The sequence below is a fragment of the Mycobacterium sp. URHB0044 genome, from assembly GCF_000620625.1.
Classification (GTDB): Bacteria; Actinomycetota; Actinomycetes; order Mycobacteriales; family Mycobacteriaceae; genus Mycobacterium.
In genome coordinates this window covers 745,299-765,332 of record NZ_JIAW01000001.1, presented here as the reverse complement: position 1 = coordinate 765,332, position 20,034 = coordinate 745,299, and the positions used below count along the sequence as shown (strand labels likewise).

21 protein-coding genes are annotated in these 20,034 nt (G+C 67.6%); 12 read left to right on the top strand and 9 right to left on the bottom strand.

Annotated features, from left to right (window positions below):
* Positions 1-54 precede the first annotated feature (54 nt).
* From N536_RS0103745 to N536_RS0103730, 4 genes are read left to right on the top strand one after another with little or no spacing between them, the layout of a single operon-like run.
* Positions 55-891 (top strand): family 16 glycosylhydrolase, encoded by an 837-nt coding sequence (locus tag N536_RS0103745; protein WP_029112373.1) that lies wholly within the window; start codon positions 55-57, stop codon positions 889-891.
* 46 nt (positions 892-937) lie between these two features.
* Positions 938-1,795, top strand: coding sequence for an ABC transporter substrate-binding protein (locus N536_RS0103740; RefSeq protein ID WP_036435405.1), 858 nt, complete (start codon positions 938-940; stop codon positions 1,793-1,795).
* Positions 1,792-2,619, top strand: coding sequence for an amino acid ABC transporter permease (locus tag N536_RS37385; protein WP_036435085.1), 828 nt, complete (start codon positions 1,792-1,794; stop codon positions 2,617-2,619). Before N536_RS0103740 ends, N536_RS37385 begins: the two co-directional genes overlap by 4 nt.
* Positions 2,616-3,374: an amino acid ABC transporter ATP-binding protein gene (locus N536_RS0103730; RefSeq protein ID WP_029112371.1), complete on the top strand. Its 759-nt coding sequence runs from the start codon at positions 2,616-2,618 to the stop codon at positions 3,372-3,374. Before N536_RS37385 ends, N536_RS0103730 begins: the two co-directional genes overlap by 4 nt.
* On the opposite strand, the gene N536_RS0103725 is transcribed toward N536_RS0103730, so the two are convergent.
* Positions 3,357-4,055, bottom strand: a complete 699-nt coding sequence (locus N536_RS0103725; RefSeq protein WP_051574207.1) for a cutinase family protein — start codon at positions 4,053-4,055, stop codon at positions 3,357-3,359. The genes N536_RS0103730 and N536_RS0103725 overlap by 18 nt on opposite strands.
* 121 nt (positions 4,056-4,176) lie before the next feature.
* A complete protein-coding gene (atpE, locus tag N536_RS0103720) occupies positions 4,177-4,407 on the bottom strand; it encodes an ATP synthase F0 subunit C (protein WP_369798375.1) in 231 nt (76 codons plus the stop codon).
* Between the two features lie 228 nt (positions 4,408-4,635).
* Between atpE and N536_RS0103715 the strand changes: the two genes are divergently transcribed.
* The 4 genes from N536_RS0103715 to N536_RS0103700 all read left to right on the top strand — a co-directional run bounded on the left by N536_RS0103715 (position 4,636) and on the right by N536_RS0103700 (position 7,719).
* On the top strand, positions 4,636-5,118 hold the full coding sequence (locus N536_RS0103715; protein ID WP_029112368.1) for a hypothetical protein: 483 nt from the start codon (positions 4,636-4,638) through the stop codon (positions 5,116-5,118).
* Positions 5,119-5,201: 83 nt separating this feature from the next.
* A complete protein-coding gene (locus N536_RS0103710; RefSeq protein WP_029112367.1) occupies positions 5,202-6,458 on the top strand; it encodes a hypothetical protein in 1,257 nt (418 codons plus the stop codon).
* 3 nt (positions 6,459-6,461) lie between these two features.
* Positions 6,462-6,968 (top strand): DUF4232 domain-containing protein, encoded by a 507-nt coding sequence (locus tag N536_RS0103705; protein ID WP_064751510.1) that lies wholly within the window; start codon positions 6,462-6,464, stop codon positions 6,966-6,968.
* A gap of 19 nt (positions 6,969-6,987) precedes the next feature.
* Positions 6,988-7,719 (top strand): esterase, encoded by a 732-nt coding sequence (locus N536_RS0103700; RefSeq protein WP_029112365.1) that lies wholly within the window; start codon positions 6,988-6,990, stop codon positions 7,717-7,719.
* Here N536_RS0103700 and N536_RS0103695 read toward each other — a convergent pair.
* The 6 genes from N536_RS0103695 to N536_RS37375 form a co-directional block, all read right to left on the bottom strand.
* Positions 7,716-8,990 (bottom strand): aspartate aminotransferase family protein, encoded by a 1,275-nt coding sequence (locus tag N536_RS0103695; protein ID WP_036435082.1) that lies wholly within the window; start codon positions 8,988-8,990, stop codon positions 7,716-7,718. The two genes, N536_RS0103700 and N536_RS0103695, sit on opposite strands and share 4 nt — an antisense overlap.
* Before the next feature lie 13 nt (positions 8,991-9,003).
* Positions 9,004-9,849, bottom strand: coding sequence for an amidohydrolase (locus N536_RS0103690; RefSeq protein WP_029112363.1), 846 nt, complete (start codon positions 9,847-9,849; stop codon positions 9,004-9,006).
* A complete protein-coding gene (locus N536_RS0103685) occupies positions 9,846-10,865 on the bottom strand; it encodes an aldo/keto reductase (protein WP_029112362.1) in 1,020 nt (339 codons plus the stop codon). The genes N536_RS0103690 and N536_RS0103685 overlap by 4 nt, the downstream gene beginning before the upstream one ends.
* Positions 10,866-11,837 (bottom strand): DUF5107 domain-containing protein, encoded by a 972-nt coding sequence (locus N536_RS0103680; protein ID WP_029112361.1) that lies wholly within the window; start codon positions 11,835-11,837, stop codon positions 10,866-10,868.
* Positions 11,834-13,378 carry an APC family permease gene (locus N536_RS37380; protein WP_197040053.1) on the bottom strand — a complete coding sequence of 515 codons (1,545 nt, stop codon included), beginning with the start codon at positions 13,376-13,378 and terminating at the stop codon, positions 11,834-11,836. Before N536_RS37380 ends, N536_RS0103680 begins: the two co-directional genes overlap by 4 nt.
* Before the next feature lie 120 nt (positions 13,379-13,498).
* On the bottom strand, positions 13,499-14,392 hold the full coding sequence (locus tag N536_RS37375; protein WP_036435079.1) for a LysR family transcriptional regulator: 894 nt from the start codon (positions 14,390-14,392) through the stop codon (positions 13,499-13,501).
* Positions 14,393-14,541: 149 nt separating this feature from the next.
* Here N536_RS37375 and N536_RS0103665 point away from each other — a divergent pair, with 149 nt between their 5' ends.
* The 4 genes from N536_RS0103665 (at position 14,542) to N536_RS0103650 (ending at position 19,121) form a co-directional block, all read left to right on the top strand.
* Positions 14,542-15,375 (top strand): hydroxypyruvate isomerase family protein, encoded by an 834-nt coding sequence (locus N536_RS0103665; protein ID WP_231514398.1) that lies wholly within the window; start codon positions 14,542-14,544, stop codon positions 15,373-15,375.
* A complete protein-coding gene (locus N536_RS0103660) occupies positions 15,372-16,271 on the top strand; it encodes a 2-hydroxy-3-oxopropionate reductase (RefSeq protein ID WP_029112359.1) in 900 nt (299 codons plus the stop codon). The genes N536_RS0103665 and N536_RS0103660 overlap by 4 nt, the downstream gene beginning before the upstream one ends.
* Positions 16,271-18,331 carry a transketolase gene (gene tkt / locus N536_RS0103655; protein WP_029112358.1) on the top strand — a complete coding sequence of 687 codons (2,061 nt, stop codon included), beginning with the start codon at positions 16,271-16,273 and terminating at the stop codon, positions 18,329-18,331. Before N536_RS0103660 ends, tkt begins: the two co-directional genes overlap by 1 nt.
* 109 nt (positions 18,332-18,440) lie before the next feature.
* Complete coding sequence (locus tag N536_RS0103650; protein WP_029112357.1) at positions 18,441-19,121, top strand: SDR family oxidoreductase; 681 nt, start codon at positions 18,441-18,443, stop codon at positions 19,119-19,121.
* On the opposite strand, the gene N536_RS0103645 is transcribed toward N536_RS0103650, so the two are convergent.
* Entirely contained in the window at positions 19,090-19,941 is an 852-nt protein-coding gene (locus tag N536_RS0103645) for an SDR family oxidoreductase (protein WP_036435071.1), read from the bottom strand. The two genes, N536_RS0103650 and N536_RS0103645, sit on opposite strands and share 32 nt — an antisense overlap.
* Between the last annotated feature and the right edge of the window lie 93 nt (positions 19,942-20,034).

The window sequence follows — 20,034 nt, the reverse complement described above, 5'->3', positions numbered from 1 at the left end:
AATCGCGCGCCAAGCCGTTTGCGCTGGACGGACCCAGCGGCTTTCATGGTGTGGGTGCCTGACATGAACCGTCGCCATGCGATCTCGCTGGCCGGCATCGCCGCACTGGCCGCCGCGCTGCCCACCGGAACTGCCAACGCCTCACCCGGCCGCGTCGATCTGCCACCGCCGTCGGCGCCGCCACCGAGCGGCTACCTCTTCCAAGACGAGTTCGACGGGCCCGCCGGGTCGGCCCCGAACTACGCCAAGTGGGAGCCTGCGCTGGAGCGCGAGTCGATGGAGGACCCCACGTTCTGGGAGTTGCCCGAGAACGTCGGCCAGTACCGGGACGACCGCCGCAACGTGTTCCTCGACGGCAAGTCCAACCTGGTCCTGCGTGCCGCCAAGGACGGCAACACCTACTACAGCGGCAAGCTGTTCGGGAAGTTTCGGGGCGGCATCGGCCACACCTGGGAGGCCAGGATGAAGCTGAACTGCCTCACCCCGGGGTGCTGGCCCGCCTGGTACATGGCCAACAACAGCCCGGTCAACGGCGGCGAAGTCGACGTCATGGAGTGGTACGGCAACGGTCACTGGGCCGCGGGCACCGCAGTCCACGCCAACCTCAACGGTGGCGAACACGTGAGCCAGGGCATCACCGTCGACAGCGGTTGGCACACCTGGCGCGTCCAATGGGACGAGGCAGGCATGCGCTTCTGGAAGGACTACGTCGACGGCGCGCAGCCGTACTTCAACGTCCCCGCGAACTCGCTGCCGAACTGGCAGTTCAACGAGCCCGGCTATCAGATGTTCCCGATCCTGGGTCTCGCCGTCGCGGGTTCCGGCGGTGGCGACCCCGGACCGGGCACCTACCCGGCCGACATGCTCGTCGACTACGTCCGCGTCTGGTAGATCCGAACGTTGGCGCGCAACGGCCCAGTGCGCGATGATGCGGCCCATGCGCAACCTCTCGTTCGTCGTCTCCATGCTGGCCGTCGTCGGGCTCGTCACCGCGACCGCCTGTGCCCCGGCTGACGACACGTCTTCGGCCACGTCGTCGGCGCCCGCCGGCGACAAGTGCTCGAAGGACTCGCTCACCACGCTGAGCAAGGGGTCGATCACGTTCGGCACCGACCAGCCGGCCTACCCGCCCTGGTTCATCGACGACGACCCCGCCAACGGCAAGGGCTTCGAGTCCGCGGTCGCGTACGCCGTCGCAGGCAAGCTCGGCTACGCCAAGGAAGACGTCAAGTGGGTGCGGGTGCCGTTCAACGCGGCCATCGCCCCGGGCCCAAAGACGTTCGACGCCAACCTCAATGAGTTCTCCATCACCGACGAACGCAAGCAGGCCGTTGACTTCTCGACGCCGTACTTCGACGTGACGCAGGCGATCGTCGCGGTGAAGGCGTCGCCAGCGGCCCAAGTGAAGGACCTCGCCGGGCTCAAGGGTCTCAAGCTCGGCGCCCAGGTCGGGACGACCAGCTACACCGCCGCCAAGGCGATCGACCCGGGCGTTGCGGTGTTCAACAACAACGACGATGCCAAGGCCGCGTTGTCGAACGGCCAGATCGACGCACTGGTGTTGGACCTGCCGACGGCCTTCGAGGTGCAGAGTGAAATGACGGATGGCGTCATCGTCGGCCAGCTGCCCGCGGGTGACGAGAAGGCCGAGCAGTTCGGCATCGTGCTGGACAAGGGCAGCCCGCTCACGGCATGCGTTTCCAAGGCCGTCGACGACCTCGGCAATGACGGCGAGCTGTTCAAGCTGCAGAAGGAGTGGCTCTCCGGCGCAGGCGCCGCGCCAATGCTGTCGTGACGACCGCCGCCATCGACCGGGTTGCCTACCGGCAGTCGCGGGCCCGCCGGTCGACGCTGATCGCGCTCCTGTCGACGGTGGTGTTCGCTGCGGTACTGCTGTTCGCGGTCACGTCGTCGCCGGGTTGGCCCCGAGTGCGCGACTCGTTCTTCAACCTGCGCCTCGGCTGGGACAGCCTGCCCCTGCTGTTGGAGGGGCTGTGGCTCAACATCCGGGTGCTCGTGGTCTGCGAGGTGCTGGTCCTGATCTTCGGTCTGGGCCTGGCCGCGGTGCGGACGCTCCGCGGGCCGGTGTGGTTTCCGGTGCGGGCGTTGGCAATCGGGTACGTCGACCTGTTCCGGGGCCTGCCGCTGCTGATCTGCCTGTACCTCGTCGGTTTCGGCCTGCCCGGGTTGCGGTTGTCGGGCATCCCGACGAGCCCCGTGCTGCTCGGTGGTCTTGCCCTGGTGCTGATCTACTCCGCGTACGTGGCGGAGGTCTTCCGCGCGGGCATCGAATCGGTCCATCCGTCGCAGCTCGCCGCCGCCAAATCCATTGGCCTGGACTACCGCCGCACGATGCGGCTGGTGGTGTTGCCCCAGGCGACCCGTCGGGTGACGCCCGCGTTGCTCAATGACTTCGTGGCGTTGCAGAAGGACTGTGGGCTCATCTCGGTGCTCGGTGCGGTCGACGCCGTGCGGGCGGCTCAGATCCAGGCCGCCACGACGTACAACTTCACGCCGTATGTCGTTGCGGGCCTGTTGTTCATCGCGCTTGCGGTGCCGTCGGCGCGCCTCGCCGACTGGGTGGCCCAGCGGGTGGCGACGCGGCAGGGGGCAGTGTGACCAGCCCCCTGTTGTCGGTTCGGGGACTGGTCAAGGCCTACCACGACCGACCGGTGCTCAACGGAATCGATCTCGACGTCGCCGAGCACGAGGTCGTGGTGCTGATCGGGGCGTCGGGGTCGGGGAAGTCGACGCTGCTGCGGTGCATCGACCTGCTCGAGGACATCGATGACGGGCAGATCCTGCTCGGCGGCCGCGACATCAGCGATCCGCGCATCGACGCCGACGAGGCGCGCCAGGCGATGGGCATGGTCTTTCAGTCGTTCAACTTGTTTCCGCACATGACCGCGTTGCAGAACGTCGCGCTGGCACCCCGGTTCGTGCACGGTGCGTCGCGGAGCGACGCCCAGGATCGCGGCCGAGAGCTGTTGACCCGCGTCGGTCTTTCCGCGCACGCCGACGCGTACCCGGACAAGCTGTCCGGTGGGCAGCAGCAGCGGGTGGCGATCGCTCGGGCCCTGGCGTACGAGCCCCGACTGTTGCTTCTCGACGAGATCACCAGCGCCTTGGACCCGGAGTTGGTCGGCGAGGTCCTCGCCCTCGTCGGTGAGCTCGCCGCCAGTGGAAGCACTATCGTGATGGCCACCCACGAGATGGCGTTCGCCCGCGACGTCGCCGACACCGTGTACTTCCTCGACGGCGGCCAGATCGTCGAATCAGGTTCGGCCAAGCAGATTTTGGCCGACCCGCAGCAGGACCGGACCCGTCAGTTCCTGCGGCGGTTCACCGGCGGGCTCTCAGGCCGCGGCAGTTGACGGCTGACCCGTCAGCACGCGGTTGGCGGCGAACGTCGCTCCCTGTTGGACGAGGCCGGACTGCACGTACAGGCTGTGGGCGGCCCTGTCGTCGCCGGGCGAACACACCGGGTCGGCACCGTTGCACAGGTCGATGGCCTTCGCGCCGTACAGCGGGCTGAGCGACGTAAGTGGCTGCCCGACCTTGTTGGACGGATTACCGAAGACCGCAACCGCGGCAACGTGATTCGCGACCTCGGGCGGCAGGATGTTGTCGAACCCCAAGGTGGGCGTCGCCGCCGTCGTGATGGCGTCGATCACCGCTGCGCCTTGTGAGTACCCGCCGAGGACGATCTTCGTGGTGGGACAGCTCGCGGCGGTGGCCTGGACGTGAGCGCTTGCGTCGTTGGCTCCCGCAGCTGCTTGCAGGAACTCGTTCGATGCGGGGTAGTCGACCGCATAGACACCGACGGACTTGCCGTTGACCTGCGTGCGCAGTGCGTCGACGAATGCCTGGCCCTCCCGGCCGACACCGGGCGCCTGGCCGGTGCCGCGGGCGAAGACCACCTCGACGGCAGGACAGGCATCGGCCGACGCGGCCGGCGCGGCCGCGACCAGAGCAATGGCTGGTGCGCTCGCCAGCACCGCGGTCGTGGCGAAGACGGCCAACCGGGTTGACGCGAATGCGCTCGTAATGGGCATGCTGGACTCCTAGGAAGGCGGAAACGCGATGTCGAGACGTGAAAGTCGAATCGCGATTCGCAAATTCCTTAGACCGTCGAACTTCCTCGGTGTCCTCGGTCACACCAGGCCGCGGGCAGGCCTATCCACCCGGTGTGGCAAATACGAAGAGCGCCATGAAGGCGACGTTGATGAAGAAGACCGCCTCCACCAAGCCGACCGTGATGAGGAACGGCGTGAACAGTCGGGCTTGCGCATCGGGTTGCCGAGCGACTCCGGCGATGAACTGGGCGCCGGCCAGGCCGTTGCCCATTCCGGCGCCGATGGCACCGCCCGCCAGGGTGATGGCGCCCGCCAGCAGGGCGTTTCCCATGAGTTCGTCAGTGGCCATTTGAACACCTCCACGGCTCCGTTGCCTACTACCAAATGTAGTACTACGTGCGCCGTTTGCATAGCCCCAACGTCAACGAAAGGGCAACGCCAGCAACACGTCGCAGCTAATCTGTCGGCACTCTCTTCTTGGGATCGGTAGCAACCCCGACGCCATTCACTGGCCCCACGAGCGCCGCACTCCGCGGCGACCTTGACGGATGGACGCGCAATGACGACGACGAGAGCCACGACGCTCGCGCTGCTCGCCGCAGCGTTGTTGACCGCGGGGTGCTCCGCCACCACGTCCGATGCACCGGTGGCGACTCCGGTCGCGCTCCAGCCGTGCGACTGGGTCACCGCCGACGAAGCCGCCGCCGTTCTGGGCGGCCCGGTCACCACCTCGCCGCACGACGATCAATCCGATGCCGGCGAAATGTCTTGCGGCTACAGCAGGGGAATCGGGGACAACGGGATGACGTCCGAACTGCAGCTGTCCGGCACCTTCCCGGTCGCGCCCGCGAACGCCACCCCCATCGAGGGCGTTGGCGTCAAGGCGCACTGCGTGATCGAGCCGACGACGACGCCGCCGTCCACCACGCTGGTCGTCTCACTGAGTGGTGGACGGCTCTACCGGGTCACCGGTTGGTACACGCCGTCGTGCGATTCGCTGAAGCAGCTCGCCAAGGCTGCCGTCGGTCGCATCGGCCCCTGACCCCGTCGCTCCAAGAATCATCCAAGCCGCACGGCGCACTGTAGCCACGAGATACACCAGCAGACCACGAGAAGGACATCCGCATGAACCACACGCCTCGCACACTCGCGAAGGTCGGCGTCGCCGTCATCGCGACGTTGCTGGCCGGTTGCTCGACGACGGCCAATCCCCCTGCGTTGCAAGCACCGTCGAGCTCGGCAGCGCCGGTCGCACCCGCCGCCGCTCGCGGTGTGGAGGCCGCCATCAACGACGTGCCATGGGAAGACGTCGGCCCCGGTTGGACACTCGCCACCTGGAGCCCCGCCATCGCACACCGGCCCGGCGAAGAGCGCGCCCCCGGCGAGCCGGATCCGAACACTGCTGCCACGACGCTGTTCCTCGTCGACCCGGCAGCCAACCGCTACGCGATCACCACCTTCTCGGGTGCGGCCGCGAACCTCGACTTGACGGACTGGTCGGGCGACGGCAGCAGGGCACTGTTCACCGGCGGCGCCAAGGCCATCTCGGTTGACCTGCACACTGGCGAGCAGACCCTCATCCCCGCCGGGGGCTACGCCCGCTACACGCGGCCCGACGGCAAAGCGCTGCTGGTTTCGACGAGCTTCAACGGCAATGAACCCGGCACCCTGAAGCGAATCGACTTCACCGGCGACGTGCAACAGACCTACCCGACGGAGGACCTCGGCGGAGCAGGCCAGTTCAGCGGCCGCTACCTCGCGTCGCCCGATGGCACGCAGCTCGTCCTCGGGACCGCCAACCTCGGAAACGAGGTCGTACCGCGCAGCGACGACAGCCTGGTGGTGGTCGGCAACGACGGACGGATCATTCGGACACTGCCGACGCCGATGGCCAACGCCGACTGCGCACCGATGAGGTGGTGGGCACCCACCGTGGTTCTCGCGGCCTGCTCGCCCGAGCAAGGCTCCGGCAGTCAACTCTGGACGGTGCCGATCGACGGTGCGGCGCCGACGGCGCTCACGGCGCTCAACTCGGGCCAGGGCGACGATCCGGGCTTCGGCTCCAGCATCGCCGAAGGGCTCGCGTGGAAGCTGCCCAGCGGCACGTTCCTCCAGTCGGCCGGAGCCTGCGGCACCGCGTTCCTGTCGCGCTTGACTCCCGACGGCCACGTCACGCGAGTGGACGTTCCCGGTATGTCGCAGAGCGTGTTCGTCACCGGGGCGACCGGTGACAAGTTGATCCTCGAGGGCCACCTGGACTGCGGCGGCGGTACCGGTCTGGTGTCCTACGACCCGGCGGCCAACACCTCCACCTTGTTGCTCGGCGGAACTGTCAACGGTGGCGGCGTCACCGAGGCGATCCTCTTCCCGGAAGGGGCATGAACGATGAACCGCATTGTCCGCCAGCTGGTTCCGCTCGCACTCATCGTGTGCGCCACGACAGCCCTGCCCGCGCTCGCACACGCCGAACGACCGCAGGCCTGCTCGCCCGGGCACGTACAGGTGACCAACGGCGGCGAGCAGGCGGCCGCCGGACATCGTCGGGTGCTGCTGGTCTTCAGCTTGGCTCCCGGTGCCACGCCGTGCACGCTCACCGGCTATCCCGGAGTCTCCTCCGGCGCAGGCGGACCGCTGCTCCACGCCGACTGGACGCTGTCCGGCTACATGGGCGGTGTGCAAACCGAGAAGCCTCCGGTCGTCACGCTGGCGGCATCGCAACCGGCGTACGCCGTCGTCGAGGGCACCGCCGTCGACCAGGGCGATGCCGATCACCCTTGCCCGACCTACACCGACCTCCAGGTCATTCCACCCAACACCAGCGATGCGACAACCATCCCGGTCACGATCGACACCTGCGGTCTGCAGGTCCATCCCGTGACTCCACAGGCCTAGCGCCGGAACGAGATTCGACATGAGCACACGAAAGGCGTTGATCGCACTCACCGCTGCCGCGGCGTTCGTCGTGGCGACGGCCTGCGGCCCATCGAGCACGGCAGAACCGAGCACCTCGACCTCAGCCGCGCCCGCCGCACAGTCGGCGTGTGCCGACCTCGCCGGAACGGTCGACGCTGACCAGACCTGCCGCGTCCACGCCGCAACCCCCACCTACGTGGTCGACATGACATTTCCCGTCGACTACCCGGATCAGCAGTCGCTGTCGGATGTCCTGAGGCAGGAATACGACTCGTTCATCGACTGGGTCGCGCAATTCGGGCAGCCTGCTCGTGGCCGGCCGTACGAGAAGACCGTGACCGCGACGTCGTATTCCTCGGGCACACCGGAGTCCGGCACCCGGACCCTGGTGCTGAAGGTGCAGTCTGACGCCGGCCTCGCCCACGAGGGCCACCCGAACACGTCGTTCGACGCGCTCAACTACAACCTCGCCAAGCACGCCGCGATCACGTTCGACACGCTGTTCAAGCCAGGCACCCAACCGCTGGAGACGCTGAACCCGATCGTCCTGCGCGAACTGCAGAAACCGGGCTCCGTCGTGAACGACCTCAGCGAGCGCACCTACCAGAACTTCGCGCTCACCGACGACGCGGTGCTCTTCTTCTTCGCCCAGGACCAGGTGATCGTCGACAACAATGGCTCACACCGGGTTTCGGTGCCCAAGGCGGAACTCGCGTCGCTGCTAGCCTAGACGGTGCTCAGGTCCGACAGGGCGGCGTCGAAGCGCTTGACGGTCTCGTCCACGTCGGCGGTGGTGTGCGCCGCAGAGACGTACCAGATGCCGCGGTAGGCCACCCAGATTCCGGAGGCGATCAGTTTCGCCGCGAAGCGGCCGTAGCGGTCACCGTCGATGGCCTGCAGCTGCGCGTACCGCGTGACGGGCTCGGTGCCGGAATCGAATCGCGCGTGAAAGGCCATGGGCAGGCCCTGCATTCGGATCGGTACGCCGTGGTGGTCCAGCAGGGCGGTGAGGGCGTCGATGAGCGCGGTACCGACCGATTCGACGTGGCGGTAGACGCTGCCGTCCTCGAGTTCGTCGAGCGACGCCAGCACGGCGGCGGTGGCGATGGTGTTGCCGTTGAAGGTGCCCGCGTGGGTGAGGGCGCCGGTCGCCACGTCGGAGAACAAGTCGTGTCGCCCGACCAGCGCGGCGCAGGGCCAGCCGGCCGCCATCGCCTTGCCGTACACCGCGAGATCCGGTGTGACAGCGAAGCGTTCGGCCGCACCGCCCAGCGACACCCGGAACCCGGAGATGGTCTCGTCGAAGATCAACACGATGCCGAGACGAGTGCACGCGTCGCGCACCTGGTCCAGGTAGCCTTCGGCAGGCATGATGGCCCCGGCGTTGAGCATCATCGGTTCCATGACGACTGCGGCGATCGTGTCGCCGTACTCGCTCAGCGCCGTCGCGAAGGCCTGCGGGTCGTTCCACTCGATGGTCAGTGTGGGATCTAGGGCGTCGGGCAGTTGGCCGAGGCTTCCCGGCTCGGCCCGTGCGCCTTCGGAGCGGATCTGGATGTTGTCGAACCAACCGTGGTAGTGGCCGTGGAAGCGCAGCACGTTGCGCCGGCCGGTGGCATTGCGGGCGATGCGCATGGCGGCCTGAATCATCTCACTGCTGGAGCTGCCGAACCGGAGCTGATCGGCCCATGGCAGGACCGTGAGAATGCGTTCGGCGGCTTCGATCTCGCGGCGGTGGGTGGCGGCGTAGATGATGCCGTCGCGTTGAGCAGCCACGACCTTCTCCACGACGCGAGGCGGGGCGTACCCCAAGAAGTTGGGGCCCTGCCCGAGCAGGTAGTCGACGTACTCGGTGCCGTCGGCGTCCCATAGCCGGCAACCGCTGGCCCGCTCGACGATGAGGTGCGGGTTGAGCAGCCGGGTGTTGCTGCTGACACCCCCGGCCAGTGCTCGTAACGCCCGCTGCTGAAGGCCCCGTTGGGTCGAGGTGGGGTTGGTCATCACTGCTCTCCTCTCATGCAGGCGGTCGGTAGAAGCGCAAGGCATTGCGGCAGAACACGTCACGCCGCTCGTCGTCGTTCAGCGCGGCCAGGCAACGCCCGGTCGCGGCGACGACGCCGCCATAGGTGGAGGCCAGCTCGCAGACCGGCCAATCGGATCCGAACATCAGTCGTTGGACGCCGAAGACACCGAGCAGGTGGTCGACGTAGGGCTGCAGATCAGCAGGAGTCCACGCCGCCCATGCCGCCTCGGTGGCAAGGCCCGACAGCTTGCACCACACGTGGCGGTTGCGAGCGAGGGCCGAGATTCCGTCGGCCCAATCGTGGGACCAGCCCTTGGCCACGGGCGGTTTCGCGCCATGGTCGACGACGAAGCGGACCTTCGGATGACGGCGGACCAGCGCAGTGGCGGCTGCCAGTTCACGGGCGGTGATCTCGAGGTCGAAGGTCAGGCCGCGGCCGACCAGTTCCCGCATCCCAGCGTCGACGTCGGTGCGGAGCAGCCAATGCGGGTCCGGCTCGTCGGCGACGGCGTGCCGCAACCCGACCAGATGCGTGCCCCCCGGGCCTGCGCGCAACGCATCGATCTGGGCGCCGACGCGCGGTGACGTCAAGTCGACCCAGCCGACCACGCCGACGATCGCCGTTGTCCGCGAGCACAACTCGAGCAGGTCCGCCGTCTCGTCCAGATCGGCGCGCACCTGCACGGCGATCGTGGCGGTGACGTCATTGGCGACCAGATGGGGTTCCAAGTCGTCGAAGTCGTAGCGGCGCCGCAACACCGCGAAGTCACCCGTCATCCAGGGGTATTCCCCGACGTCGGGATCCCACAGATGGTGGTGGGCGTCGACGATCGTCACCGTCCCGCGCCTGCGGCGGGCGTCGGGGCGGTGTCGGCCAGGAGCCGTTCCGCCTTCAGGTCTAGCCACAGCTCGTCGGGGATCGGCAGATCGAACAATGCCACGTTCTCGGTGATCTCGGCGCTGCTGCGGGCTCCGGTGAGCACCGCGGCGACGACGGGATGGGCTATGGGGAACTGCAGCGCCGCAGCCTTGAGCGGCACGTCGTGCCGCCGGCAGACGTCCGCAAGCCGCTGCGCGCGTGCGATGAGATCGGGCGGGGCGGGGTCGTAGTTGTAGCGGGCACCAGGGCCTGCGTCGGCGAGCAGGCCGCTGTTGAACACACCGCCGGCGACGACGGCGATGCCGCGCTGCTCGCACAGGGGCAGGAAGGATTGCAGCGCAGTCTGTTCCAGCAAGGTGTAGCGGCCCGCGAGCAGGAACATGTCGGGATCCGACTCGCGGGCAAACCGTTCCAGCGCCGCGGTCTGGTTCATGCCCGCCCCGATCGCGGTGACGACCTTCTGCTCCCGTAGCTCGATGAGCGTGGGTAGCGCCGTCGCCAGCGCCTCGTCCACGTAGTCGTCGGGATCGTGGACGAGGACGACGTCCAGGCGATCGGTGCCCAACCGCGCCAGGCTTTCCTCGATGGACCGCAGGACGCCGTCGCGGGAGTAGTCGTACACCGTGGCGACGTCGGGTGCCCCGGCGTCGTACGGGCGGCCCGTCGAGTCGAAGTCGTCGGGATGAGGCGGCGCGTCGGCACGCAGCAGCCGGCCGACCTTGCTGGACAGCACGTAGTCGTCGCGGCGGTATCCGGCAAGGCCGCGGCCCAGGCGCACCTCGCCGTTGCCACGCCCGTATTGCGGGGCGGCATCGAAGTAGCGCAGGCCGGCATCCCATGCCGCTGCCACGGTTTCGCGCGCGGCGTCGTCGCTGACCTCGGTGTACATGCCGCCGATCGCGGTGGCCCCGAACCCGAGCGCGGTGACCGTCAGTGCGGTCCGGCCCAGCTGGACCGGGGTGTCGTGTGCCATCTACCGCACCGTTCCGTCGGGGTGCAGTTCCGTCACGGTCTCGACGCCGTCGTACAGGACCGCGACGACCTCGGTCGTCTGGCTTTCCTCGGGAGCGAGCAGGCGGGCGCGGCCTGCGGCGACGGCGCCCTCCAGCGGACTCGGGTAGCCGGTCCACGGTTCGATCAGCGCCTGCTGGTATCCGCGCCATCCGCCGTAGACGAGGCAGAACCACACCACGGGAAACAAGTCGTGGTCGAAGCACAGCCCGAAGCCACGTCGGTCGGCGACGTCGGTGGCCGCCACCCAGCCGGCGGTCAGCCCGGTCAGGTAGTGCAACGCGAACGCACCGATGTCGATGTCGTCGGCGCGCCGCAGGTCGTGCCCGCGTAGTTCGGGCCAGTCGTATTCGTCGCCGGGGAGTCCGAGCCGCTCGCCACCGGCCTCGTCGACGAGGCCCGTGGTGGCCGGGATGTCGAACCGCATGCCGGGCCTGATGGCCAGGCTCGGGTGGACGCCCCAGTTGTAGTCGAAGGGCATCGTGCCGATGTTGCGCAGCGCGTAGCTCAAGGTGAAGTGCTGTTCGTCGTCGCGCAGGGTGATCGTGCGGGTTAGTTCAGCAGGTGTGATGGGGGTCCGCACCGTGGTGGTGAGGCTGACTTCGTCTGCGCTGGCGTGCATTCGATAGTCGGCGGGGGCGGTCCACACCTCACCCATGTACGGCAGCAGGTCACCGTAGCGGTTGCGGCTGGCTCGTCCGCCGGGGAAGGCGTCATCCCAACCACCCGCCCAGTGGTCGTCGAAGTCGGCGTGCACGGCCGCGACATGAGGTGTCACGCGCGACGACTTCCACAGCAGATCCATGTCGCGGTGCTTGTCCAGTACCCGAAAGATGTTGGCGCCGCGCTGCGGAAGGACGTCGAGAGCGATGTGCTTGTTCTCCAGCCGCACCACCCGCAGGCCGTGGTAGGTCCAGTTGTCGTCGATGTTCATCGCGGCTGCCGGGCCGTGTGCAGGTGCTCCTCGACCTCCTCGACCGCGGTGGCCAGGTAGCCGGCCTCGGTCGACAGTCCCTCGTCGCGGCTCAACGATTCCGCGATCCTGCGAGTCGTCTTGGGAGCGGCGATGATGACGACGATGATGGCGATCACCCAGATCGCGGCGATGACGATGTTGGCGCGGCCGGGAGTGGTGGCCGGCCACGGTACGACGTTGCGGAACATGGTGTACGCGATGACGCCGACTGCCAGTACGGGGATCACGTAGTCGAGCTTCGCCGCGGGATGTCCGTGCCGGGGCGCCCGGACGCACAGGTAGTACCAGGCTCCGACGGAGAACAACGCGTAGGCGACCAACAGCACGAGTGTGCCGACGGTGCCGGACCAAGCGAACAGGTTGAAGGCCGTGTCGGTGATCGCGACGCGCATCAGCACGATGATGGCCGCGGCCAGCCCGCACACGAACAGCGTCGCCGAGATCGGCGTTCCCGACTTGGCGGAGACCTTGGTGAAACCGCGGCGTTCGAACGCACCGCGATTGAGCGCGAACAACAGTCGCGACGCCGCCACGGCGGTCGCCAGTGCGCAACCCATCGCGGAGATTGCCGTGCCGAGCGTGACGAGGTCGCCGACCACGGGTCCGACGTACTGTTCGCCGAGCGTGCCGAACAGCGAGGCCGACTTGGAGAAGGCGTCGACCCCGGCGGCGTCGGTGCCGAAGCCGAGCATCTCCACGGTCGTGCCGATGATGTAGAACAGGCCGCCGAAGAGTGCAACGCCGAAGATCGCGATCGGGATTGCTCGTTTCGGGTTGGTGGTTTCCTCGCCGAGCGCGGCGGCGGCCTCGAAACCCGCGAAGGACAGGAAGCCGAACACGATGCCCAGGAACAGCGTGCTCGTCGATATCTCCGGCGGCACCGTGAACATGTCCAGCGTGAACCGTTGTCCACCAGGCGCATTCCCCTCCGTCACCCTGAACACGACGACGGCGGCGATGACGACGATCACCGCTGTCGTCACGATCTCCACCCACAGCAGCGTGGCCATCGACTTCTTCACCGGGGAGATGGCCAACAGCGTCGCGATGCCCACGGCGACCAGTGCGATGATCCAGGGCACGATGCCGGGTGTCGTCTCGTAAATGCCCAACCCGCGCAGGAATTCGGCACCGAAGATCCCGGCGGTCATCGACGTGGTCAGCATGAAGCTGAGGTAGGCACCGAGCAGCGACCACCCGGCCACCACGCCGGCGCGTGGACCGATGGTGACGCCGGTCAGGCCGAAGACGGAGCCGGCGTGGCTGAGTCTGCTACAGACCCTGGCGAATCCGTAGGCGACGAGAAGCACACCCACCGTGGCGAGGACGAAGGTGAGCGGTACTGCCCGCCCCACCGTCGCACCAGCGCCCTGCGGGTTGATGTTGATCGCGAGGCTGGCGCCCATCGCGGCCACCGAGAGTGAGATCGCCGCCCACGTCGCCAGCGACCGCCGTAGTTTCGGTTGGGCTCGGGTTGACTGCTCTGCTGATGAGGTCATGGTTCCCATTTCTCGTGCGGCGGCCAATGGGCCGGGGTGGCTCGACCGTAACGACGGACTCTGCCGCGACACAATGACGAACCTGGCCGACGATTATTCGGCTGAGCCGAAGGACGCAGGTCAGACGCTGCCGCCGAAACCGGTGGCGATCGTGACGAGGTCGGCGACCTTCGCCGTGTGTTCCGGCCACCACGCCAATGCCACCACGCACGGCGGGATGTCGCGGATGCGGCGGAACGCCACGCCGGGTCGGGAGTAAAAGCGTTCGGCCCCTGCGGAGGTGACGCTGATCCCGACCCCACGCGCGACGAGGTGCAGTTCGGCGTCACGGGTGCTCGCCTCGTCGACGACGGGCGCAGGTGTGGTGCGGTAGTCGCTGAGCAACCAGTAGTCCCGCCACGGCCCAGGTCCCTTGGGCGCGGCGATGATCGGTTCCTTCAGTAGATCGGCGACGGAGACACTGTCCTGGCTTGCCAGCGGATGCCCCTCGGGCAGGCAGGCGACGCGGTCCTCACTGAGCAATTCGAGTGTGGTCAATCCCGCCAGCCCCGTCGGCGGTCGGATGATCGCGGCGTGCACGGAGGAGTCGCGCAACCCCGCGGTGGGATCGACGAAATCGTATTCCACCGTACGCAATAGGCGATGCGGGTACTCGGTGGCGAAGGCCCGCAACAGCCATGGAATGACCTCGAGTCCGGCGCCGATCGTGTAGCCGAGGACGAGCGCCGATCCGTCCCGGTCGGCGGTGCGCTGCGCGGTCTTGATGGCCGAGTCGAGGTCGTCGAGCACCTGTGCGGCCAGAGTGGAGAACACCACGCCTGCCTCGGTCAGCTCGACCGATCGGGTGGTGCGGGCGAACAACTTGAGTTTGAGTTGGTGCTCGAGGTCCTTGATCGTCTCGCTCAGCCACGGGTTGGACACCAGCAGCTGCTCGGCGGCGCGTGAAAAGCTGCGATGTTCGGCCACGGTGAGGAACGCACGGAGTTGACGCAGAGTGATGTTGGGCTGCGTCATGCGGCGAGACGCTACTCGCGATTGGGCTCAACTGTTCGCCGAGTGCGAATAATGCCCTGACTCACCCGTCATTGTTCGGCGCCGGGTCGCTCCCTAGCATCGGTAGTGCACGCATGCAGTGTGCAATTCCCCTGTTACGGATCGAGGACGTGTTGGTTTCCGCATTGTGGCCGCAGTCGCAGGCGAACATCTCGCTGTTGTTCGGCGAGGTTCCATTCGAACGTCGACCAGCCGCCGCAGCGGCGGCCGGTTTCACCGCGATCGAGTGCTGGTGGCCGTTCACCGGCGCGACGCCGTCGGCCAGGGAGGTCGATGCGTTCGTCGCGACGATCACCGACGCCGGCGTGCACCTGCGCGCGCTGAACTTCTTCGCGGGCGACATGGCCGGTGGAGAACGGGGCATCGCCTCGCATCCCGACCGGCGAGCGGAATTCGACGACAGCGTTGCGGTGGCCGTCGACATCGGCGCCCGACTGAACGTCACGGGATTCAACGCGCTCTACGGCAACCGCCTCCCCGGGGTCAGCCACGCAGAGCAGGACGAGGCCGCGCTGCAGGCGCTCGCCGCCGCCACCGAGCGGGCAGACGCCATCGGCGCCACCGTGCTGGTGGAGCCGGTCAGCGGGGTGGACGCCTACCCACTCAAGCTGGCAGCCGACGCGCTGAGCGTGATTCGCGGTGTGCGCGAACGGATACGGACAGGGCGGGTTGCGCTGCTAGCGGACCTGTATCACTTGACCGTGAACGGAGACGACGTCTTCCGCGTCATCGCGCACCACGTCGACCAAATCGGGCACGTGCAGATCGCGGACGCACCCGGTCGCCACGAACCCGGCACCGGGCACGCGCCGATCGTCGAACTGGTCGACCTCCTCAGCGTCGCCGGCTACACCGGTGGCCTTGGTCTCGAATACATTCCGGCCGGGGACACCGTTGCCGGCCTGGAGTGGCTGCGTCGACTGGTGCCCGAGGTGATCCGATGACCGCTCCCGACACGACCATCGCCTTCATCGGGCTGGGAATCATGGGGTCGCCGATGGCGGCGAACCTGTGTGCGGCCGGTTTCGACGTCGTCGGCTACAGCCGTACGCGTGCCAAGGTCGACGAGCTGGTGCCCCGCGGCCTACGTGCGGCGGACGACGTCGCAGCAGCCGTGCGGGAAGCCGACGTCGTCATCACGATGTTGCCCGACTCCCCCGACGTCGAAGCGGTGGCGCTCGGACCGGGGGGAATCCTCGAAAACGCCCGAAAGGGCGCGTTGTACATCGACGCGAGCAGCATCCGGCCGGACACCGCCCGGGCCGTCGGCGCGCGCGCCGAGAGCCACGGCGTGCGATTCCTCGACGCCCCCGTCAGTGGTGGCGAACAGGCCGCGATCGACGGCACGCTGTCGATCATGGTCGGTGGCTCCGCCGCCGCGGTGGCGGAAGCCGAACCCGTGCTGCGCCACCTCGGCAAGACCATCGTCCACGTCGGCCCCGTCGGATCGGGCCAAACCGTCAAGGCCGCCAACCAATTGATCGTCGCGGGCAACATCGAACTACTCGCTGAGGCGCTGCTTTTCCTCGAAGCCCACCACGTCGACACCGAGGCGGCCATCACCGTCTTGGAGGCTGGCCTGGCCGGCAGCACCGTGATGGCACGCAAGGCTCGCACCATGGTGGCCCGAGAATTCCAGCCGGGGTTCCGAATCACCTTGCACGACAAGGACCTAGGCATCTTCACCACCGCCGCCCACGAGGCCCGCGTCGCCGCTCCGCTGGGCGCGGTGGTGGCACAACTGATGTCCGCCGCCCTCGCTCAAGGCGACGGCGACCTCGACCACTCGGCACTGTTCCGGCTCGTGGAGCGGCTCTCCGGCGTCTCGAAGGAACTGTGATGACCGATCTGGACGTAGGCGTCGACGTCGACACCGTCGCCATCAACACCATCAGGACGTTGGTCATCGACGCCGTGGCACAGGCGAAGTCGGGGCATCCCGGCGCCGCGATGGCACTGGCGCCCGTCGGTTACGCGCTGTGGAATCACGCCTTGACCTACGACGTCTCCGATCCACGCTGGATCAACCGGGATCGGTTCGTCCTCTCGGCCGGGCACGCCTCGATGCTGCTGTACGCGTTGCTGCACCTAGCCGGTGTCCGAAGTGCTGATGACGACCGGCTGGCGGTGGAACTAGACGACATCCGGCGGTTCCGCCAACTCGGCAGCCCGTGTGCCGGGCACCCCGAATACGAACTGGCCGACGGCGTCGAGTGCACCACCGGGCCGTTGGGCACGGGCATCGCCACCAGCGTCGGCATGGCCATGGCGGGCAAATGGCAAGCCGCGCACTTCAATCGGTCCGGCTTCGACGTCTTCGACTACCGGGTCTACGCCCTCGCCGGGGACGGCGACATGATGGAGGGCATCGGCCAGGAGGCCGCGTCGCTCGCAGGCCACCTCAAGCTGGACAACCTCTGCTGGATCTACGACAGCAATGCCGTCACCATCGAGGGCGAGACGTCGTTGGCGTTCACCGAGGATGTCGCCACCCGGTTCCGGTCCTACGGATGGACCGTCACCTACGTTGCCGACGCGAACGACATCGACGCTCTGCGAAGGGCGTTCACGCGGTTCGCCGACCACACCGGATCGCCGATGCTCATCATCGTCAGCAGCATCATCGGCTACGGCGCACCGACCAAGCAGGGCACCGCGTCGGCGCACAGTGAACCGCTCGGCGAGGAGGAGGCTCAGGCAGCGAAGCGCTTCTACCGTTGGCCGGTCGACGCCCAGTTCCTCGTCCCCGACTCGACCTACGAGCAGTTCGCACTCGGCATCGCCGCCCGCGGTCACGAACGCCGGACCGAGTGGAACTCCGCGTTCGACGCTTACCAATCGGCCCACCCCGAACTGGCTGCCGAGCTCGCCTCGATGCTGGCTCGGACTCCACCCGAGGGCTGGGATGGTGCCCTACCGGAGTTCAGCCATGAGGACGGGCCGATTGCAGGCCGGATGGCAAACCACGCGGTGCTCAACGCCGTGGCCGCCACCGTTCCGTGGGTGATCGGTGGTGCGTCGGATCTCGCGCCGTCCACCAAGACCACGCTCGACGGCGCCAGTGGGCACTTCGGCCCTGCCGACTATGACGGCCGTAACCTCCACTTCGGGGTCCGCGAGGCCGCCGCCGCGGCGGCAGCCAACGGCCTGGCCTTGTGCGGTCTTCGCCCGTTCCAGGCCGGGTTCCTGGTGTTCTCCGACTTCCAGCGCGGGCCTCTTCGTCTCGGCGCGTTGATGCGGCAGCCGGTCATCCACATCTATACCCATGACTCCATCGGCATGGGCGAGGACGGACCCACTCATCAACCGATCGAGCAGTTGGCCTCGCTTCGAGCGATCCCCAACCTGATCGACCTTCGGCCCGCCGATGCCAACGAGATCCGCGAAGCGTGGCGCGTCATCATGTCGGTCACGGACAGGCCCGTCGCCCTGGTGCTGTCCAAGCAGGACCTGCCCGTCATCGACCGGTCGCACACCGGGGCCGCGTCGGGACTGGCCCGCGGCGCCTACGTGCTGGCCGAGCCGCCCGAGGGGAAGCGGCTGGACGCACTGATCATCGCGACCGGCAGCGAAGTGGCCCTGGCGATGGAGGCCCGAGAACTGCTCGCCGACACTGGTATTGGTGCCCGCGTGGTCAGCATGCCGTCCTGGGCGCTGTTCGACGAGCAAGATCAGGCCTACCGCGACGCCGTTCTCCCACCCGATCTGATCGCGCGGGTGGCCGTCGAGGCCGCTTCCGGATTCGGCTGGGAACGACACGTCGGAGCGCACGGGTGCATCATCGCGATGGACGGCTTCGGCGCCTCCGCTCCGGCTGCGCAGCTGCGCAGCCACTTCGGCTTCACTGCGGAGAACGTCGCACGAGCCGCCGGGGCACTGGTCGGTGTAGTTCTCAGCTGACGCACGGGTTCCGGCTAGCTGCAATATCCGACCGGTTAGGGACTTCATCCAGGGGTTTCCATGTTCTCCTCGGTATCCCACACCCGGTGGGAAGCGAAGGAGGCACACGATGAATACCGAAAACGTCACTGCGCTGGTGACCGGCGCCAATCGGGGGCTCGGTCGGCGGTTCGCAAAAGAACTCGTCGAACGCGGCGCCAAGGTCTACGCCGCGGCGCGCAATCCCGAGACCGTCGACATCCCCGGCGTCGTACCCATCCAGCTCGACATCACCGACCCCGAGTCGATCCGTCGGGCCGCCGAGCAGGCCGCCGACGTCAACGTCCTGGTGAACAACGCGGGCGTCTCGACGCGCGCCACGCTGCTCGACGGACCGCTCGAGGACATTCGTCTCGAGATGGAGACACACTTCTTCGGCACGCTGCAGGTCATTCGCGCCTTCGCCCCGGTCATCGAGCGCAACGGCGGCGGCTCCATCCTGAACGTACTGTCCGTGCTGTCCTGGGCGCACCCACCGACCAGCGGTGCGTACGCCTCCGCGAAGGCGGCGGCCTGGGCGTTGACGGACGCGTTCCGAACTGAGTTGGCGCCCAGGGGGATTCACGTCACAGCCCTGCACGTCGGCTACATGGACACCGACATGGTCAGCTACATCCCCGCCGACCAGAAGACCGACCCCGGCGTCGTAGCGAGATTGGCGCTCGACGGACTGTTCGCCGGCGAACCGGAGGTCCTCGGCGACGAACTGTCGCGACAGGTCAGGGCTGGCCTGTCTTCGCCGCCTCGGTGACCCTGGCTCGCTCCTTGATCGAGGCGATCACTCCGCCGTCATTGAGGATGTCGGTGCCGGTGAGGTAGCCGGCCTTGTCACTGACGCAGAAGGCGAACAGCTCTGCCAGTTCTTCGGGCTTGCCCCACCTCGGGACGGCGGCGTCGACGACCATCGCGCCCGCACCGGCCTGTTCCTCCAGCCGGCCCATCTCGGTGTCGATCGATCCTGGGGACACGGAGACGATCCGAAGGCCCCGTCCGTTGAACCGTTCGGCCTGCGATGAGCTGTACCACTTGACGAAGCTCTTGCTGACCGAATACGCGATGCCCGATCGCATCTCGTCGGGAACGACGTTGCAGGAGGCCAACATGTCGGTCATGAACGCCTGTTCGTCCTGCAGCGCGCGCGGGAACCGAGCCGTGGGCGTCATTTCCTCGGGCAGCATGTGGGCCGCCATCGACGCGACGTTCACGATCGCGGCCCCCTCGGCGGCGGTTTCGTAGAAGACCTCGTTGACGTTCAGCGTGCCGAGCGCGTTGGTTCTCATCACGTAGTCGGCATCGCCCATGCTCGGGCTCACGCCTGCTGCATGGACCACTGCGGCGACGGTCCCGAGGCCGGCCGCGGTCTCGAACAGCGCGACGACCGCCTGCCGATCGGTGACGTCACAGTTGACGGCCGTAGCCGTCATCCCGAGGTCCTTCAGCGTGGCGGCGGCGGCATCGAGGCGGTCCTGTCTGACGTCGCACAGGACGACTGTGTGGTCCCGGCCGACGATCTTGGCCGTGGCCAGACCCATGCCGCCCGCGCCGCCCGTGATTACCGCCACTCTTGTCATCTCTGGACCGTATACGGATGGCGCCCCCGTTACACATCGGGGGTTGGGTGTTACGCCCGTCGGCGCCTGGTGGTCAGTCAAAATCCTTTCGGA

Bases quoted from the DNA above. Each gene is read 5' to 3' on its own strand.
- atpE (WP_369798375.1), bottom strand. From the start codon at position 4,407: ATGGGAAACGCCCTGCTGGCGGGCGCCATCACCCTGGCGGGCGGTGCC.
- N536_RS0103705 (WP_064751510.1), top strand. From the start codon at position 6,462: ATGAACCGCATTGTCCGCCAGCTGGTTCCGCTCGCACTCATCGTGTGC.
- N536_RS0103740 (WP_036435405.1), top strand. From the start codon at position 938: ATGCGCAACCTCTCGTTCGTCGTCTCCATGCTGGCCGTCGTCGGGCTC.
- N536_RS0103650 (WP_029112357.1), top strand. From the start codon at position 18,441: ATGAATACCGAAAACGTCACTGCGCTGGTGACCGGCGCCAATCGGGGG.
- N536_RS0103685 (WP_029112362.1), bottom strand. From the start codon at position 10,865: ATGGCACACGACACCCCGGTCCAGCTGGGCCGGACCGCACTGACGGTC.
- N536_RS0103660 (WP_029112359.1), top strand. From the start codon at position 15,372: ATGACCGCTCCCGACACGACCATCGCCTTCATCGGGCTGGGAATCATG.
- N536_RS0103710 (WP_029112367.1), top strand. From the start codon at position 5,202: ATGAACCACACGCCTCGCACACTCGCGAAGGTCGGCGTCGCCGTCATC.
- N536_RS37380 (WP_197040053.1), bottom strand. From the start codon at position 13,378: ATGACCTCATCAGCAGAGCAGTCAACCCGAGCCCAACCGAAACTACGG.
- N536_RS0103700 (WP_029112365.1), top strand. From the start codon at position 6,988: ATGAGCACACGAAAGGCGTTGATCGCACTCACCGCTGCCGCGGCGTTC.
- N536_RS0103680 (WP_029112361.1), bottom strand. From the start codon at position 11,837: ATGAACATCGACGACAACTGGACCTACCACGGCCTGCGGGTGGTGCGG.
- N536_RS0103695 (WP_036435082.1), bottom strand. From the start codon at position 8,990: ATGACCAACCCCACCTCGACCCAACGGGGCCTTCAGCAGCGGGCGTTA.
- N536_RS0103645 (WP_036435071.1), bottom strand. From the start codon at position 19,941: ATGACAAGAGTGGCGGTAATCACGGGCGGCGCGGGCGGCATGGGTCTG.
- tkt (WP_029112358.1), top strand. From the start codon at position 16,271: ATGACCGATCTGGACGTAGGCGTCGACGTCGACACCGTCGCCATCAAC.
- N536_RS0103715 (WP_029112368.1), top strand. From the start codon at position 4,636: ATGACGACGACGAGAGCCACGACGCTCGCGCTGCTCGCCGCAGCGTTG.
- N536_RS37375 (WP_036435079.1), bottom strand. From the start codon at position 14,392: ATGACGCAGCCCAACATCACTCTGCGTCAACTCCGTGCGTTCCTCACC.
- N536_RS0103725 (WP_051574207.1), bottom strand. From the start codon at position 4,055: ATGCCCATTACGAGCGCATTCGCGTCAACCCGGTTGGCCGTCTTCGCC.